Genomic DNA, 14,956 nt, shown 5'->3' with positions numbered 1-14,956 from the left:
TTCTCCCAAATACAAGTCTCATTATACGATGCGCAACCGGTCTCAAGCCGAACCGCAGGATGCCGCTGCCGCCCCGCTCGGCGCGCCGCCTTCCGATCTTCCCACACCGCTGCTCGGCGGTCTTACGCCGGCGCAATTCATGCGCGGCTACTGGCAGAAGAAGCCGCTCCTGATCCGCCAGGCGATCCCCGGCGTCGCGTCGCCGGTCTCGCGCGACGCGCTGTTCGACCTCGCAGCGGACTATGACGCGGAATCGCGGCTGATCACCCATTTTCGTAACAAGTGGCAACTGGCGCACGGCCCGTTCGAGCCCGGCTCACTGCCTGCCGTCACGCGCAAGGCCTGGACCCTGCTCGTGCAGGGGCTCGACCTGCACGTCGATGCGGCGCGCGCGCTGCTCGACCGCTTCCGTTTCATCCCCGACGCGCGCCTGGACGATCTGATGATCTCGTATGCGACGGACGGCGGCGGCGTCGGCCCGCATTTCGATTCGTATGACGTCTTCCTGCTGCAGGTCGAAGGCCGGCGCCGCTGGCGCGTCGGTGCGCAGAAGGACCTGTCGCTGCAACCGGACGTGCCGCTGAAGATTCTCGAAAACTTCGAGCCGGGCGACGAATGGGTGCTGGAGCCGGGCGACATGCTCTATCTGCCGCCGCACATTGCGCACGACGGCGTTGCCGAAGGCGAATGCATGACCTGCTCGATCGGCTTCCGGGCGCCGTCCGCCGGCGAGCTGGGCGCCCAGTTCCTGTACTATCTCGCAGAGCGTGGCGGCTTGCGCGACGGGTGCGGCGACGACCTCTACCGCGATCCGAAGCAGCCGGCCGTCGACACGCCCGCGCAACTGCCTCCGGCAATGGTCGAGCGCGTTGCCGAGATCGTCGACGCGATCCGCTGGCGCAAGCGGGACGTCGCCGAATTCCTCGGCTGCTACCTGAGCGAGCCCAAGCCGAACGTCGTTTTCGACCCGCCCGCGCGCCCGCTGTCCGAGGCCGCGTTCGTCACGCAAGCGTCGCGTCGTGGCGTGTGTCTCGACAGAAGGGCCGCATTGATGTATAACGCGCGCTCGTACTTCATTAATGGTGAGGAAGGACCGCTCGAGCAGGCCAGCGAATGGCTGCCCGAACTGGCCAATCAACGCCAGATGGAGGCGAAACGGTTTGTAACACTATCGCGGGTTCCCTCAATGACAGCCTTGTTGCACGAGTGGTATCGTGCGGGCTGGATACGGGTCGGAAGCCTGAATTAGTGTGAGTCGCCCCGTATGCCCGTACGGATCAAATTCTGTATGGGAAAGACAACGTATTGACCCCGCATTTGTCGACGGTCGATAGGAAAGTGCATATAATTTCCGCCCAAGCCGTAGGGAAGATTCACGCTCTAGAAGTGCGTCTCCACCAGCGGCCCAGGTCGGTGTTGGAGCACATTACCGGTATTGTTTCGCGCTGTTGCTTACCTTTAACCATAAAAGGACGTGATCATGAAGAAATCCCTCCTCGTAGCTTCCCTGTTGGCTGCTGTTGCACTGGCTGCTTGCAACAAGAGCGCTGATCAAGCTGCTTCGTCGGCTGCAAGCGACGCGGCTGCTGCTGCTTCGACGGCTGCTTCGGCAGTTGCTGGTGCTGCGAGCGACGCTTCGGCCGCTGCTTCGTCGGCAACGGCTGCTGCGAGCGACGCTGCTGCTGCAGTGGCGTCGGCTGCTTCGGCAGCGACGGCTGCTCCGGCTTCGGGCGCAAGCCAGTAAGCCTCAGCGTCAGCTGAAAAAAAACCGGCCCGAGGGCCGGTTTTTTTACGTCTGTCGTTTCCGCGTCAATTGCACGGCAGTCGCACCGGGCCGCCGAGCAGCCCGGCCCCGCTCATCCGAGCGCCAGCCAGTCGAAGCCCGCGTCCTGCGTGGCCACGACCACGTCCTCCCCACTCGTCCCCAGTACACCGCCAAACGCCTGGCGGACCAGTTCCGGCAGGTTGTTCTGTTGGCTCAGGTGCGCCGCGACCAGATGCTGGAGGCGGCTGCGTTCGAGCGACGCGAGGATGTCCGCCGCCGCGTCGTTGCTCAGGTGGCCATGGTTGCCGCCGATGCGCGCCTTCAGCGACTGCGGATAGCGGCTCGAGGCCAGCATCTCGGTGTCGTGGTTGGATTCGAGCACCAGCGCGTCACAACCGCTCAGGACGGCCGTGATGTGCGGCGTGGCCATGCCGACGTCCGTCAGCACGCCGAGCCGGCTGGAGCCGTCCATAAAGACGAACTGGAGCGGTTCGCGCGCATCGTGAGGGACCGTATAGGGCATCACGGCCAGATCGCGTATCGCGGCCGTCTCGTCGCCCCATAGCACGTGAAGATCGACGTCGGCCTCGTCCGCCCCGACCGCGCGCGCAGTGCCCCAGCTCATGTAGAGCGGCAGCGACGCGCGGCGGGCGAGCGTCAGCGCACTGCCGACGTGGTCGCTGTGTTCGTGGGTAATGAGGATCGCATCGAGATCGCCGATGCAGAGATTCAGTCGGCCGAGCCGGCGCTCGACCTCCTTGGCGGAAAAGCCGCAGTCGAGCAGCACGCGGGTGGTCGTCGTGCCGCTCGAGGCCTCGACGACCAGCGCGTTGCCTTCGCTGCCGCTTCCGAGGCTGGCGAATCGCACGCGCTCAGTTCAGCTGCGCGTGGAGCAGCGAAATGATCCGCTGCGCGTCCGACGAGTTGTCGACCTGGCCGTTTGCGCCGACCACCGCGACCTGCGTGCCGCCGTTGCCCTGCGCGCGCACGTTGACCATGAATTCCTTGCCCGGCTTCGCGGCCGCCGGGCCGCCGTAGAACAGCTTGCCGAACAGGCCGTCGCGCTTGAGCTCTTCCATCGTGTTCGCGTAGCGCACGGTGTACACGCCCTTCTCGCGGTCGCGATTGTCGACCGTGAAGTTGGTGCGGTCGAGCGCCAGGCCCACGCGCAGCCATGCGCGGTCGAACGACTCAGCCAGTTGCAGGGTCGCCCCGCCGCTGCTCGTGTCGCTGACCTGCGCCGGTGCCGTGGCGGGACGCGCATCGGTCAGCAGTTGCTTCGCCTGCGCATCGGTCAGGCCGAACTTCTGCATCAGCTTCGACAGGAATACGGCTTCGAGCACCGGGTTGCGCGGACGCTCTTCCCAGCGCGACGACGTGCCGCCCTGCGGGCCGACCATCATTTCCTCCATCGCGCTGTGCGTGATCGAGATGTCGGTGTTGCCTTCCGACGTGCGGTTCACGAGCGTACGGAAGCGGTCGCGCGTGCCGGACGAGTACGCGAAATCGATGACCTTGCCGATCGTGCGGCGGAACCAGTCGTCCGGAATGTTCGCGCGGTTTTCGGCCCAGTCGGTGGCCATGATGCCCGTCGACGGCGCGTCGGTCTTCAGCGAGAAGCCGTTCTCCTGCCAGAACTCCTTCAGGATCGGCCACAGCTGCTCGGGCGTCCGGCCATCGACGACGAGCCAGCGGCGGTCGCCGTCGCGTTCGATGTGCATGCCCAGCGGATCCTGCGCGCTCGGGATGCCGTCGGTTGCGTTGCCGGCCTGCGTCGTGACCCGCGGCGGCAGCGTGCCGAGGCCCGCGTTGCTCGGCGGCGCGACGAACTGCTGTGTCGTCGGCACCGGCTTCAGGTCGCTCGGCACCGCGAGCGGCGGCGCCGAACCGGTGTTCTTGTAGTTGACCCGGTCGGGGGCCAGATAGTCGTTCAGCGTATCGCAGCCGGCGAGCGCGCCCAGCGCCAGCGCCACCACCGACATCTGGATGGCGCGAGAGGAAAAGGCGAAACGTTTCATGAAATCCTTCGTCTTGCTAGAACGCTCGTCAGGAGCGGCGCCGGACGGAGCCGGCCGGTGCGGGGGTTGATCAGGGTTCGAGCCGGCGGCCGCAGGACGCGGCCGCCTCGGCATCAGGCGAGGACGCCGGCCTCGACGAGGGCCGAACGCACGGCATCGTGGCAACGCTCGTCGAGCGCGGTGAGCGGCAGCCGGATGCCGCCCTGCATCTTGCCCATCGCCTGCAGCGCCCACTTCACCGGAATCGGGTTCGCCTCGATGAACAGGTTCTTGTGCAGCGACAGCAGCTTCATGTGCAGCGCGCGGGCCGTCTGTACGTCGCCGGCCAGCGCCGCGCGGCACAGGTCGCTCATCGCACGCGGTGCGACGTTCGCCGTGACCGAGATGTTGCCGTGGCCGCCGAGCAGCATCAGCGCGATCGCGGTCGGATCGTCGCCGCTGTAGATTGCGAAATGCTTCGGCGCAGCCTTGATCAGGTGCGCGGCGCGATCGATGTTGCCGGTCGCTTCCTTCACACCGATGATGCCCGGGACTTCCGCGAGGCGCAGCATCGTCTCGTTCGCCATGTCCGCGACCGTACGGCCCGGCACGTTGTACAGGATCACCGGCAGGTCGACCGCTTCGGCGATCGCCTTGAAGTGACGGTACATGCCTTCCTGCGTCGGCTTGTTGTAGTACGGCACGACCTGCAGCGTCGCGTCCGCACCGACAGCCTTCGCGTGCTTCGTCAGCTCGATCGCCTCGGCGGTCGAGTTGCCGCCCGCGCCCGCAATGATCGGGATGCGTTTCGCCGCATGCTCGACCGCCGTGCGGATCATCAGGATGTGCTCTTCGACGTTGAGCGTTGCCGACTCGCCGCTCGTACCGACCACGACGAGCGCATCGGTGCCTTCCGCGATATGCCAGTCGATCAGTTTGCGAAACGCCGGCAGGTCGAGACTGCCGTCTTCGAGCATCGGGGTGACGATCGCGGGGATGCTGCCGCGGATTTGAATGCCGTCTTGGGTGCCGTTAGCCATGAAACGCGATTGAGATTATGTACCGGTAAACGTTGAGATTGTAGCGGATTAGCCGGGCAGTTCGTAACGTGGAATTCCCGCCCCCGCCTTCGGGGTCGCGCCCTCGCGCACTGCGCAGAGACGCTGGACGAACGCCTCGCGCGGCGCGGCGACGAACCCGTCCTCGTACGCGACCACCCGCAGGCGGCCGTGTACGGCGTCCAGCAGCTCGCCCGGAGCGAGCAGGAACGCTGGGTTGGACGGTTTCCCGACCGTTTCGTTTCCTTGCGCGAAGGTTTCGTAGATGAGCACGCCGCCCGGCGCCACCGCATCGAGCAGATGGGGCCAGAGCGGACGATGCAGGTAATTCGTGACGATCACCGCCGAAAACTGCTGGCCGGCCGGCAACGGCCACGGTGCGCCTTCGAGATCGGCGTCGCGCGCGTCGACGCCCGGCATCGCCCGCAACGCGGCCAGTGCGGCCGGGTCACGGTCGAGTGCGACGACCGGATGCCCGTGCGACGCGAACCAGCGCGCATGGCGGCCGCCGCCCGCGGCGACATCCAGCACCGCGCCGCCAGCCAGCACGAGCCGCGACCATTGCGCGACCCAGCGCGACGGCTCGGCCTGGGCGACGTGGCCGCCCGCGGCGGCGATGACAGATGCGCTCATGTGGTCGATCAGTTGTACGACAGGCCCATCGCGTCGCGCACGTCGCGCATCGTTTCCGTCGCGTACTTGCGCGCCTTGTCGCAACCGTCCGCGACGATCGCTCGCAGCAGCGAAGGATCGTCCATGTACTTCTGCGCGCGCTCGAGCATCGGTTGCTGTTCGCGCAGGATGCCTTCGACGACCGGCTGCTTGCAATCGAGGCAGCCGATGCCCGCCGAGCGGCAGCCCTTCTGCACCCAGTCGTGCGTCGCTTCGTCCGTATAGACCTGGTGCAGCTGCCACACCGGGCACTTGTCGGGATCGCCCGGATCGGTGCGGCGCACGCGCGCGGGATCGGTCGGCATCGTGCGGACCTTCTTCGTGATCGTCTCGGCGTCTTCACGCAGGCCGATCGTGTTGCCGTACGACTTGGACATCTTCTGCCCGTCGAGTCCCGGCATCCGCGATGCCTCGGTCAGGAGCGCCTGCGGCTCGACCAGGATGATCTTGCGTGCGCCTTCGAGATAACCGAACAGGCGCTCGCGGTCGCTCATCGACAGGCTCTGCGACTCCTGCAGCATCGCGCGCGCCTGTTCGAGCGCCTCGTCGTCGCCCTCCTGCTGATAGGCGTTGCGCAGCTCGTGATAGAGCTTCGCGCGCTTGCCGCCGAGTTTCTTCGCGGCATCGAGCGCCTTCTCCTCGAAGCCCGGCTCGCGGCCGTACAGGTAGTTGAAGCGGCGCGCGATCTCGCGCGTCATCTCCACGTGCGGCACCTGGTCTTCACCGACCGGCACGAGCGAGCCGCGATACAGCAGGATGTCGGCCGCCATCAGCACCGGGTAGCCGAGGAAGCCGTAGGTCGACAGATCCTTGTCCTTCAGCTTCTCCATCTGCTCCTTGTAGGTCGGCACGCGTTCGAGCCAGCCGAGCGGCGTGCTCATGCCGAGCAGCAGCGCGAGTTCGGCATGCTCGGGCACCTTGCTCTGGATGAACAGCGTCGCCTGCGCCGGATCGATGCCGGATGCGAGCCAGTCGATCAGCACGTCCCACACGTTCTTCTCGATGACCTCGGGAGTCTCGTAGTGCGTCGTCAGCGCATGCCAGTCGACGACACAGAAGAAGCACGGGTACTCGGACTGCAGCTTCACCCAGTTTTTCAGCACGCCGTGGTAATGACCGAGGTGCAGCGACCCGGTGGGTCGCATGCCGGAGAAAATACGTTCAGGGAACATGATTGTCGTTAGAGAAGCGAGGCGAATGGGGACAGGACGGCGCTCAGGACGGCGTAGCCGACGTTGACGAGCGGACGCAGCCAGAAGTTCGTCAGCACGCCCGTCGCGACCAGCACGAGGACGATGATGAAACCGTACGGCTCGATGCGCGACAGCGCGATCGATTGCTTCGTCGGCAGCAGCGCCGCCAGGATGCGGCCGCCGTCGAGCGGCGGCAGCGGAAACAGGTTCAGCACGCCGAGCACGAGGTTCGCGCTGACGCCGGCAAACGCCATCCGCGTGAAGAACGGCTCGTCGATGCCGACGGCGGGCAGCACGAGGGTCAGCACGCCCCAGATCAGCGCCTGCACGAAGTTGCAGGCCGGGCCCGCGAGCGATACCCACAGGCTGCCCCAGCGCGGATCGCGCAGGTTGCCGAACGAAACCGGCACCGGCTTCGCATAACCGAACAGGAACGCGCCGCCGGTCAGGAAATACATCGCGAGCGGGATCGCGATCGTGCCGAGCGGATCGATGTGACGCATCGGGTTGAACGACACGCGCCCCATCATGTAGGCGGTGTTGTCGCCGAGCAGGCGGGCGGCGTAGCCGTGCGCGGCCTCGTGCAACGTGATCGCGAAGATCACGGGCAGCGCGTAGACGGCGATGGTCTGTATCAGGGAAGCATCCATATCGCGTTATTGTAACAAGCGCACTCGCGCAAAAAATGAACGGCGCGCTTACGCCGCCGAGAGTCCGAACGGTTCGAGCGCGCCGCGCCCCGCGCGCACGAGCTCGGGCTCGTCGCCGGTCAGGTCGATCACCGTCGACGGCTCGCGCGGGCACGCGCCGCCGTCGATCACGAGGTCGACCTGTTTCTCGAGCCGGGCACGAATGTCTTCGGGATCGTTGAGCGGCTCGTCGTCCGGCGCCAGGATCAGCGTCGTGCCGAGCAGCGGCTGGCCGAGCGACTCCAGCAACGCGAGCGTAATCGCATGATCGGGCACGCGCAGCCCGATCGTCTTGCGCGACGGGTGCGACAGCCGGCGCGGCACCTCCTTTGTCGCCTGCAGGATGAAGACGTACGGGCCGGGCGTCACCGACTTGATCTGCCGGTACTGGCGGTTGTCGACCATCGCGAAGTTGGCGAGCTCCGACAGGTCGCGCACGAGCAGCGACAGGTGCTGCTTCTCGTCGAGGCCGCGAATCCGGCGCACGCGCTCGACCGCGTCCTTGTCGTCGAGATGGCACGCGAGCGCATAGCTCGAATCGGTCGGCATCGCGATCACGCCGCCCTTGCTGACGATCTCCGCGGCCTGCTTGATCAGGCGCGGCTGCGGATTATCCGGGTGAATCCTGAAGAACTGGGACATGGGGGGTACGTAAAGGGGGAGAAGTCGGATGCGCACGCCGGCAGCAACACGGACGGCAGGCCGCCGTCGGTGTCAGAGCCAGCGTTCCCAGACTGGCGTCAGGTCGGGCGGCAATGGCGGCAGGCTGCCGAGCTCGACGCGGCCCTCGCCTGGCGCATGGAAATCCGAGCCGCGCGACGCTTCGAAGCCGAAGCGGCGTGCGACGTCCGCGTATTCGCGGTACTGGTCGGGCGTGTGGCTGCCCGTGACGACTTCGATCGCGCGGCCGCCCAGATCGATGAACTCGCCGAAGAACGCATCGAATTCGACGGGCGTATAGCGGTAACGGCCCGGATGCGCGACCACGGCTTCGCCGCCGGCCGCCCGAATCCACGCGACGGCGTCGGGCAATGTTGCCCAGCGATGCGGGACGAATCCGGGCTTGCCGTCGCCGAGCATGCGATCGAACACGTCGGACGTCGAGGCAGCGTGGCCGTTCTCGACGAGAAAGCGGGCGAAGTGCGTGCGCGAGATCAGATCGGGATTCGATACGTACTTCAGCGCGCCTTCGTACGCGCCGGGAATGCCGAGCGTGGCGAGCTGCTCGCCGATTGCCACCGCGCGCGCCGCGCGGCCGTGACGGGTGCGGTACAGGCCGTCGGCCAGCACCGGATTCGCGGGGTCGACATTCAGGCCGACGATGTGCACGGTGCGCGAGGCCCACGTGACCGAAATCTCGACGCCGCTCAGGTAGCGCATGCCGAGCGCTTCCGCTTCGCTGCGCGCCGCCGCCTGGCCGCCGATCTCGTCGTGGTCGGTCAACGCCCACAGGGTCACGCCACCGGCATGGGCGCGGCGCGCGACGTCGGCAGGCGACAGCAACCCGTCGGAAACATTCGAATGGCAGTGGAGATCAGCGTTCATTGTCGGCATGGCAGGTAAGGCTTCATTCTACTGCAACGCGGCAATGCGCCGCCCGCCTGCCCCGCCACCGCCGCTGCGCGCTTACGCGCAGAACGCCTCGATCAGCGCCGCGATCTGCTCGGGCTGGTCGTGATGCACCATGTGGCCGGCATCCTCGACGAGCTTCTCGCGCCAGTCGGGGAACGCGTTGAAACGCGCCTTGAATTCCGGCAGCGGGATGTCGCCGGCGATGTGTGCCAGCGTCGGCGAATTGACGGCCTCGACATGCAGCACCTTCGCGCGCACCTGCGCCCAGGTGGCCATCACTTCGTCGAGCCGGTACAGCTGCGGGCCCGGCATCTTGTGCGCGGGGTCGGCCAGCAGGTGGTACAGGCCGTCGTCGCCGCGCTTCGACCAGTGCGCGGCGAGGAATGCGGCGCGGCGCGGGTCGAGCCGCGGATTGGTCTTGATCAGGCGCGCCGCCACGTCGTCAAGCGACGCATAAGGGCGCAGCGCTGGCGGTTCACGCAACTCGTCCAGCCAGCCGCGCAGCCGGTGCGGCGCCTGCTCGGCCCGCGCGGGCGCGAGCCCGAAACCCTCGAGATCGACCACGCGCCGCACCCGCTCCGGCCGCGCGCCGGCATACAGGCACACGACGTTCGCGCCCATGCTGTGCCCGACCAGGTTGACTTCGCCGGTCGGCGCATAGTGGTCGACGAGCGCATCGAGGTCACCCAGGTATTCGTGGAACCAGTAGTGGCCGCCGCCCTGCCGGGCGACCGGCCAGTCGGACAGCCCGAAACCGCGCGCATCGGGCGCGATCACCTGCCAGTCGCCCGCGAGCGCATCGACGACGAACTGGAACGACGCCGCGACGTCCATCCAGCCGTGCAGCATGAACAGCGTCGGCGCATCGGGCCGGCCCCAGCGCCGGACATGCAGCTGGACGCCGCGCACCGTGACGAAATCGGAAACAGAACTCGAGGCACTCATTGCAGCCGCCAGAAAAAAGAATGGTCGTTCGATTATAGCGGCGACGCCTTCTTTCCGGTGTCCGGCAATCGAGGCACCGCTCTAGCGGCGCCCGCGAGCAAAGGCCGCCGGGAAGCGCCATCTGCCGCGCCCTCGGGACGGCGGCGGCAGTCGAGACGCAGCCGAATGCGAGCCGGCTAGCGTGGCGCGTTGCCGTCCGCCCCGTCCTGCGCGGCCAGTTCATCGAGTTCGGCCTGCTCGAATCCTGCATCGCGGCGCGCATCGAAATTGAACGGGCCGCGCAGCCGCGGCGCATGGTATTGCTCGGCGAGTTGCCGGTAGGTCGGCACGGGATCGCGATCGGCTTCGTCGCACAGATGCCGGAACCAGCGGTTGCCGATCGCGACATGGCCGATTTCATCGCGCAGGATCACGTCGAGGATCGCGGCCGACGCATCGTCGCCCGCCTGCACGAGCCGCGCGCGGATCGGCGGCGATGCGTCGAGCCCGCGGGCCTCGAGCGTGCGCGGCACCAGCGCCATGCGCGCAAGCACATCGCCCTTGGTCCGCTCGCACATCTCCCATAGACCGTTGTGCGCGGGAAAATCGCCGTACGCATGCCCGAACGCCGCCAGGCGGCCGGACAGCAGCGTGAAATGATAGGCCTCCTCGGCCGCCACCTTCAGCCAGTCCGCGTAGAACGCGTCCGGCAGGCCCGCGAAACGCCAGACCGCGTCGAGCGCCAGGTTGATCGCATTGAACTCGATATGGGCAAGCGCGTGCAGCAGCACGGCGCGCCCCTCGGGCGAACGCATGCTGCGCCGCTCGAGCTGGCGCGGCTCGACGAGCGGCGGCCGCGCCGGGCGCCCGGGCAGATCGGCCGGTTCGGGCAATTCGAGCGACGGGGCGATCGTTGCCTGCCCGGTCAGCATCGCATCGTAGAGCGAGCGCACCTGTGCGGCCTTGGCCGCGGGTTCGGCGTCACGCAGCGCGGCAAGCGCGACGCGGCGCACACAGGCAGGCGCATTGCCGAAAGAAGAAAACTCCATGCTCATAAACGGGGACACCCTGCGTGCGCATTGCGGGAGCGCACGCACGCGACGGTTTACAATAGCCGATTGTTCCGCGGCGCAATGCAACTGCGCCGGGCAAACCGGACGCGCCATTCTACCGGCGCCCATCACCGAAGAGACAAGGAGACTCCGTGACGATCTACAAGCTGGGCGATACGGCCCCGACGATCCACGAAAGCGTATTCGTCGCCGATACGGCGGCCATCATCGGCAAGGTCGTGCTCGAGGAGAACGCGAGCGTCTGGTTCGGCGCGACGATTCGCGGCGACAACGAGACGATTACCGTCGGCGCAGGCAGCAACGTCCAGGAAGGCGCGGTCCTGCATACCGACCCCGGCTTTCCGCTGACGATTGCCGAAAACGTGACGATCGGGCACCAGGCCATGCTGCACGGCTGCACGATCGGCGAAGGTTCGCTGATCGGCATCCAGGCGGTGGTCTTGAATGGAGCGGTGATCGGCCGCAACTGTCTGGTTGGTGCCGGCGCGGTCGTGACGGAAGGCAAGACGTTCCCGGACAACTCGCTGATTCTCGGCGCACCGGCGAAAGTCGTGCGCGAGCTGTCGGCGGAAGACATTGCGCGGCTGCGCATGAACGCGAAGACGTACGTCGAGCGGCGTGCGCATTTCAAGGAGCAACTCGTGCGGATCGGGTGATTCGCACGGATTTCAAGGAAGAAGAGTGAGCGACCAGTTACAGAAATTCATGTTCAATGCGGCACCCGTGCGCGGCGAGATCGTTTCGCTGCGCAATACGTGGCAGGAAGTGCTCTCCCGCCGCGACTACCCCGCCCCCGTGCGCACGGTGCTCGGCGAGATGATGGCCGCGTGCGCGCTGCTGTCCGCGAACCTGAAATTCAACGGCACCCTGATCATGCAGATCTTCGGCGACGGGCCGGTCCAGATGCTGGTCGTCCAGTGCAGTTCGGATCTGTCGATGCGGGCCACCGCGAAGTTCGCCGGCGACGCGGCGCAGTCGATCGGCGACGATACGAGCTTCGCATCGCTCGTCAATGCGAGCGGTCACGGCCGATGCGTGATCACGCTCGACCCGGCCGACAAGCTGCCGGGCCAGCAGCCGTACCAGGGCATCGTGCCGCTGAACGGCGTCGACGGCCCGCTCGAATCCGTATCGCAGGTGCTCGAGCATTACATGCATCACTCGGAGCAGCTCGACACGCGGATGTGGCTCGCGGCCGATCGCGACCGCGCGGTCGGCATGCTGCTGCAGAAGCTGCCGGGCGACGGCGGCATCGTGCCGCGCAACGCCGAAACCGATACCGATACGTGGGAGCGCGTCTGCACGCTCGGCGGCACGCTGTCCGCACAGGAACTGCTCGAGGTCGAACCGGAAGTCGTGTTCCGGCGGCTGTTCTGGCAGGAAAACGTGCAGCACTTCGAACCGGCCGGCACGCGCTTCCAGTGCTCGTGCTCTCGCGAGAAGGTCGGTGCGATGCTGCGCATGCTCGGCCGCGAAGAAGTCGACAGCGTGATCGTCGAGCGTGGCCATGTCGAGATCCATTGCGAGTTCTGCAATCAGCGCTATGAATTCGATCCGGTCGATGTCGCGCAGCTGTTCGCCGCACCCGGCGTCGAGACCGGCATCGCGCCCGCGACCGGCCAGCGTCACTGAGGGGCGGCCCGATGCCCGCCATCCGGGCACGGGCGCATAATGACGCACGAGCGTCGCACGCACGGCTCCCGCGCCGAAGTCTCGCACTTCGGCGCAAGCCGCTTCCCGTCGCCGGCGCGCTGCAGGAGAAACACATGAATCGCCCGCTTCATCGACCGTTTCGCATCATCGTCCTGACGAGCGTTGCCGCCGGCACGCTCGCGCTTGCCGGCTGCGCGATGCCGCCGCCGACTTCCACGATCCTGAGCCGCCTGCCCGAACCCGGCGCATCGGGCGGCCAGCCGCACGTGTTGTCGAACGCCGAACGCAAGCGCTACAACGAGATCGACCAGCAGGTGCTGCGCGAACAGAACAACGCGATGGCCGCCGAGGCCGCCGCGCGCGCGTGGGCCTATTACTCGCCGCCGCCCGTGACCGTCTACGGCGGGTATTACGGCGGATGGGGCAATCGCTGGGGCACGGGTATCAGTTACGGCTACCCGGGATGGTGGTGGTGAGCGTGCGTCGCTCAGCCGATTGACTACCGGCAGGAAATAAAAAAGCGCGGCATTTCCCGCGCTTTTTCAATGGGTTCGAGCAGTCGTACTCAGTGATGCGCGGCTTTGCCCTTGTCGCCGCCATGATGCCGCGACGGCTTCGCGATCGACTGCGGATTCGGCACGACACGCACCGGTGCGGCAGATACGGCGCCACGCGTCGACGTATTCGACGGCGTGTTATTCAGCGGCATGGGCGGCGCATTCGGCGACACGAACTGCACGAATACCTCACCGTCCTTCACCATGCCCATCTCGTAGCGCGCGCGTTCCTCGATGGCCGCCGTGCCGCTCTGCAGATCCTGCACTTCGCCTGCGGTACGCTCGTTGCGCAGCTTCTCGTCCGCATTCTTCTGGAGCTGGTCGTCGAGCTGCTGACGCAATTCATGCACCCGCAGCCAGCCGCCGTGTCCCCACCATAGGGGGTACTGAATGAGCGCCAGCAAGGCAATCAGGACGACAGTGACAAGCCGCATGTAAGAACCGCAGATATAAGAAGCGCCGCTTCGCGCGAATGCACGGAGCGGCGTCGAGGTGACGAACCCGATAGTAACGCGTTAGCGCAGGTTATAGAAAGCCGATTTGCCCGGGTAGCTCGCGATATCGCCGAGATCTTCCTCGATGCGCAGCAACTGGTTGTACTTCGAGATACGGTCGCTGCGCGACAGCGAACCCGTCTTGATCTGACCGGCGTTCAGGCCGACCGCGATGTCGGCGATCGTCGAATCTTCCGTTTCGCCCGAGCGGTGCGAGATCACGGCCGTGTAGCCTGCGCGCTTCGCCATTTCGATGGCCGCGAACGTTTCGGTCAGCGTACCGATCTGGTTGATCTTGATGAGGATCGAGTTCGCGATGCCCTTCTCGATGCCTTCCTTCAGGATGCGCGTGTTCGTGACGAACAGGTCGTCGCCGACCAGCTGCACCTTCTTGCCGAGGCGATCGGTCAGCAGCTTCCAGCCTTCCCAGTCGCTTTCGTGCATGCCGTCCTCGATCGACACGATCGGGAACTTGTCGGCGAGCGTCGCGAGGTAGTCGGTGAATTCGGCCGACGACAGTTGCAGGCCTTCGCCCGCGAGCTGGTACTTGCCGTCGTGGTAGAACTCGGAGGCCGCGCAGTCGAGCGCGAGCAGCACGTCTTCGCCCGCACGGTAGCCGGCCTTCTCGATCGCCTGCAGGATCGTCGACAGGCACTCGTCGTTGCTGCCGAAGTTCGGCGCGAAGCCGCCTTCGTCGCCGACTGCCGTGCTCATGCCGCGATCACTCAGGATCTTCTTCAGTGCGTGGAACACTTCCGCGCCGCAACGCAGGGCTTCACGGAACGTCGGCTGACTGACCGGGACGATCATGAATTCCTGGATGTCGAGGCTGTTGTTCGCGTGCGCGCCGCCGTTGACGATGTTCATCATCGGCACCGGCAGTTGCATTGCGCCCGACCCGCCGAAGTAGCGGTACAGCGGCAGGCCAGCCTCTTCGGCGGCTGCCTTCGCGACGGCCATCGACACGGCCAGCATCGCGTTCGCGCCAAGGCGCGACTTGTTGTCGGTGCCGTCCAGCTCGAGCAGCGTCTTGTCGAGGAACGCCTGTTCCGACGCGTCGAGGCCCATGATGGCTTCGGAGATTTCGGTGTTGATGTGCTCGACTGCCTTCAGCACGCCCTTGCCGTTGTAGCGGCCGGCTTCGCCGTCGCGCAGTTCGATCGCTTCACGCGAGCCGGTGGACGCGCCCGACGGCACCGCCGCGCGGCCCATCGTGCCCGATTCGAGCAGCACGTCGCATTCGACGGTGGGATTGCCGCGCGAATCCAGAATCTCGCGGCCGATGATATCTACGATTGCACTCATGGGT

Annotated in this window: 18 protein-coding genes; 6 read left to right on the top strand and 12 right to left on the bottom strand. The window is 66.3% G+C overall.

Annotation, left to right across the window (positions count from 1 at the left end; all coding sequences use genetic code 11):
• Positions 1–28: 28 nt before the first annotated feature.
• Genes B7G54_RS11840 through B7G54_RS38080 form a run of 3 tightly spaced genes read left to right on the top strand, consistent with a single transcriptional unit; the run spans position 29 to position 1,744 of the window.
• Positions 29–1,249, top strand: a complete 1,221-nt coding sequence (locus B7G54_RS11840) for a cupin domain-containing protein (RefSeq protein ID WP_085039280.1) — start codon at positions 29–31, stop codon at positions 1,247–1,249.
• A 56-nt stretch (positions 1,250–1,305) separates the two neighbouring features.
• Positions 1,306–1,551, top strand: a complete 246-nt coding sequence (locus tag B7G54_RS40220) for a hypothetical protein (RefSeq protein ID WP_011657350.1) — start codon at positions 1,306–1,308, stop codon at positions 1,549–1,551.
• A complete protein-coding gene (locus tag B7G54_RS38080; protein WP_041493100.1) occupies positions 1,481–1,744 on the top strand; it encodes a hypothetical protein in 264 nt (87 codons plus the stop codon). The genes B7G54_RS40220 and B7G54_RS38080 overlap by 71 nt, the downstream gene beginning before the upstream one ends.
• Positions 1,745–1,856: 112 nt before the next feature.
• On the opposite strand, the gene B7G54_RS11825 is transcribed toward B7G54_RS38080, so the two are convergent.
• The 10 genes from B7G54_RS11825 to B7G54_RS11780 all read right to left on the bottom strand — a co-directional run bounded on the left by B7G54_RS11825 (position 1,857) and on the right by B7G54_RS11780 (position 10,925).
• Positions 1,857–2,633 (bottom strand): MBL fold metallo-hydrolase, encoded by a 777-nt coding sequence (locus B7G54_RS11825; protein ID WP_085039278.1) that lies wholly within the window; start codon positions 2,631–2,633, stop codon positions 1,857–1,859.
• Between the two features lie 4 nt (positions 2,634–2,637).
• On the bottom strand, positions 2,638–3,783 hold the full coding sequence (gene bamC, locus B7G54_RS11820) for an outer membrane protein assembly factor BamC (protein WP_085039277.1): 1,146 nt from the start codon (positions 3,781–3,783) through the stop codon (positions 2,638–2,640).
• 113 nt (positions 3,784–3,896) lie between these two features.
• Positions 3,897–4,802, bottom strand: coding sequence for a 4-hydroxy-tetrahydrodipicolinate synthase (dapA, locus tag B7G54_RS11815; protein WP_085039276.1), 906 nt, complete (start codon positions 4,800–4,802; stop codon positions 3,897–3,899).
• A gap of 48 nt (positions 4,803–4,850) precedes the next feature.
• Positions 4,851–5,453 (bottom strand): class I SAM-dependent methyltransferase, encoded by a 603-nt coding sequence (locus B7G54_RS11810; RefSeq protein ID WP_085039275.1) that lies wholly within the window; start codon positions 5,451–5,453, stop codon positions 4,851–4,853.
• A gap of 8 nt (positions 5,454–5,461) precedes the next feature.
• Positions 5,462–6,664: a tryptophan--tRNA ligase gene (locus B7G54_RS11805; protein WP_011352534.1), complete on the bottom strand. Its 1,203-nt coding sequence runs from the start codon at positions 6,662–6,664 to the stop codon at positions 5,462–5,464.
• Positions 6,665–6,672: 8 nt separating this feature from the next.
• Complete coding sequence (locus B7G54_RS11800) at positions 6,673–7,335, bottom strand: site-2 protease family protein (protein ID WP_085039274.1); 663 nt, start codon at positions 7,333–7,335, stop codon at positions 6,673–6,675.
• Between the two features lie 48 nt (positions 7,336–7,383).
• Positions 7,384–8,016 (bottom strand): L-threonylcarbamoyladenylate synthase, encoded by a 633-nt coding sequence (locus B7G54_RS11795; RefSeq protein ID WP_085039273.1) that lies wholly within the window; start codon positions 8,014–8,016, stop codon positions 7,384–7,386.
• 72 nt (positions 8,017–8,088) lie between these two features.
• On the bottom strand, positions 8,089–8,919 hold the full coding sequence (locus B7G54_RS11790; protein WP_085039539.1) for a 3',5'-nucleoside bisphosphate phosphatase: 831 nt from the start codon (positions 8,917–8,919) through the stop codon (positions 8,089–8,091).
• A gap of 81 nt (positions 8,920–9,000) precedes the next feature.
• Positions 9,001–9,891, bottom strand: a complete 891-nt coding sequence (locus B7G54_RS11785; protein WP_085039272.1) for an alpha/beta fold hydrolase — start codon at positions 9,889–9,891, stop codon at positions 9,001–9,003.
• Between the two features lie 176 nt (positions 9,892–10,067).
• On the bottom strand, positions 10,068–10,925 hold the full coding sequence (locus tag B7G54_RS11780) for a ferritin-like domain-containing protein (RefSeq protein ID WP_085039271.1): 858 nt from the start codon (positions 10,923–10,925) through the stop codon (positions 10,068–10,070).
• A 149-nt stretch (positions 10,926–11,074) separates the two neighbouring features.
• Between B7G54_RS11780 and B7G54_RS11775 the strand changes: the two genes are divergently transcribed.
• The 3 genes from B7G54_RS11775 (at position 11,075) to B7G54_RS11765 (ending at position 13,072) form a co-directional block, all read left to right on the top strand.
• Entirely contained in the window at positions 11,075–11,599 is a 525-nt protein-coding gene (locus B7G54_RS11775) for a gamma carbonic anhydrase family protein (RefSeq protein WP_085039270.1), read from the top strand.
• Positions 11,600–11,624: 25 nt separating this feature from the next.
• Positions 11,625–12,575, top strand: coding sequence for an Hsp33 family molecular chaperone HslO (hslO, locus tag B7G54_RS11770; RefSeq protein ID WP_085039269.1), 951 nt, complete (start codon positions 11,625–11,627; stop codon positions 12,573–12,575).
• Positions 12,576–12,709: 134 nt separating this feature from the next.
• Complete coding sequence (locus B7G54_RS11765) at positions 12,710–13,072, top strand: hypothetical protein (RefSeq protein WP_085039268.1); 363 nt, start codon at positions 12,710–12,712, stop codon at positions 13,070–13,072.
• 89 nt (positions 13,073–13,161) lie between these two features.
• Here B7G54_RS11765 and ftsB read toward each other — a convergent pair whose 3' ends face one another.
• Positions 13,162–13,587, bottom strand: a complete 426-nt coding sequence (gene ftsB, locus B7G54_RS11760; RefSeq protein WP_085039267.1) for a cell division protein FtsB — start codon at positions 13,585–13,587, stop codon at positions 13,162–13,164.
• An 81-nt stretch (positions 13,588–13,668) separates the two neighbouring features.
• Positions 13,669–14,952: a phosphopyruvate hydratase gene (gene eno, locus B7G54_RS11755; RefSeq protein WP_011352544.1), complete on the bottom strand. Its 1,284-nt coding sequence runs from the start codon at positions 14,950–14,952 to the stop codon at positions 13,669–13,671.
• Positions 14,953–14,956: the final 4 nt, after the last annotated feature.

The organism is Burkholderia puraquae (genome assembly GCF_002099195.1).
In the GTDB taxonomy this organism is placed as follows: domain Bacteria; phylum Pseudomonadota; class Gammaproteobacteria; order Burkholderiales; family Burkholderiaceae; genus Burkholderia; species Burkholderia puraquae.
The sequence above is the reverse complement of the archived record's forward strand: the minus strand, read 5'-3'. Positions and strand labels throughout refer to the sequence as shown.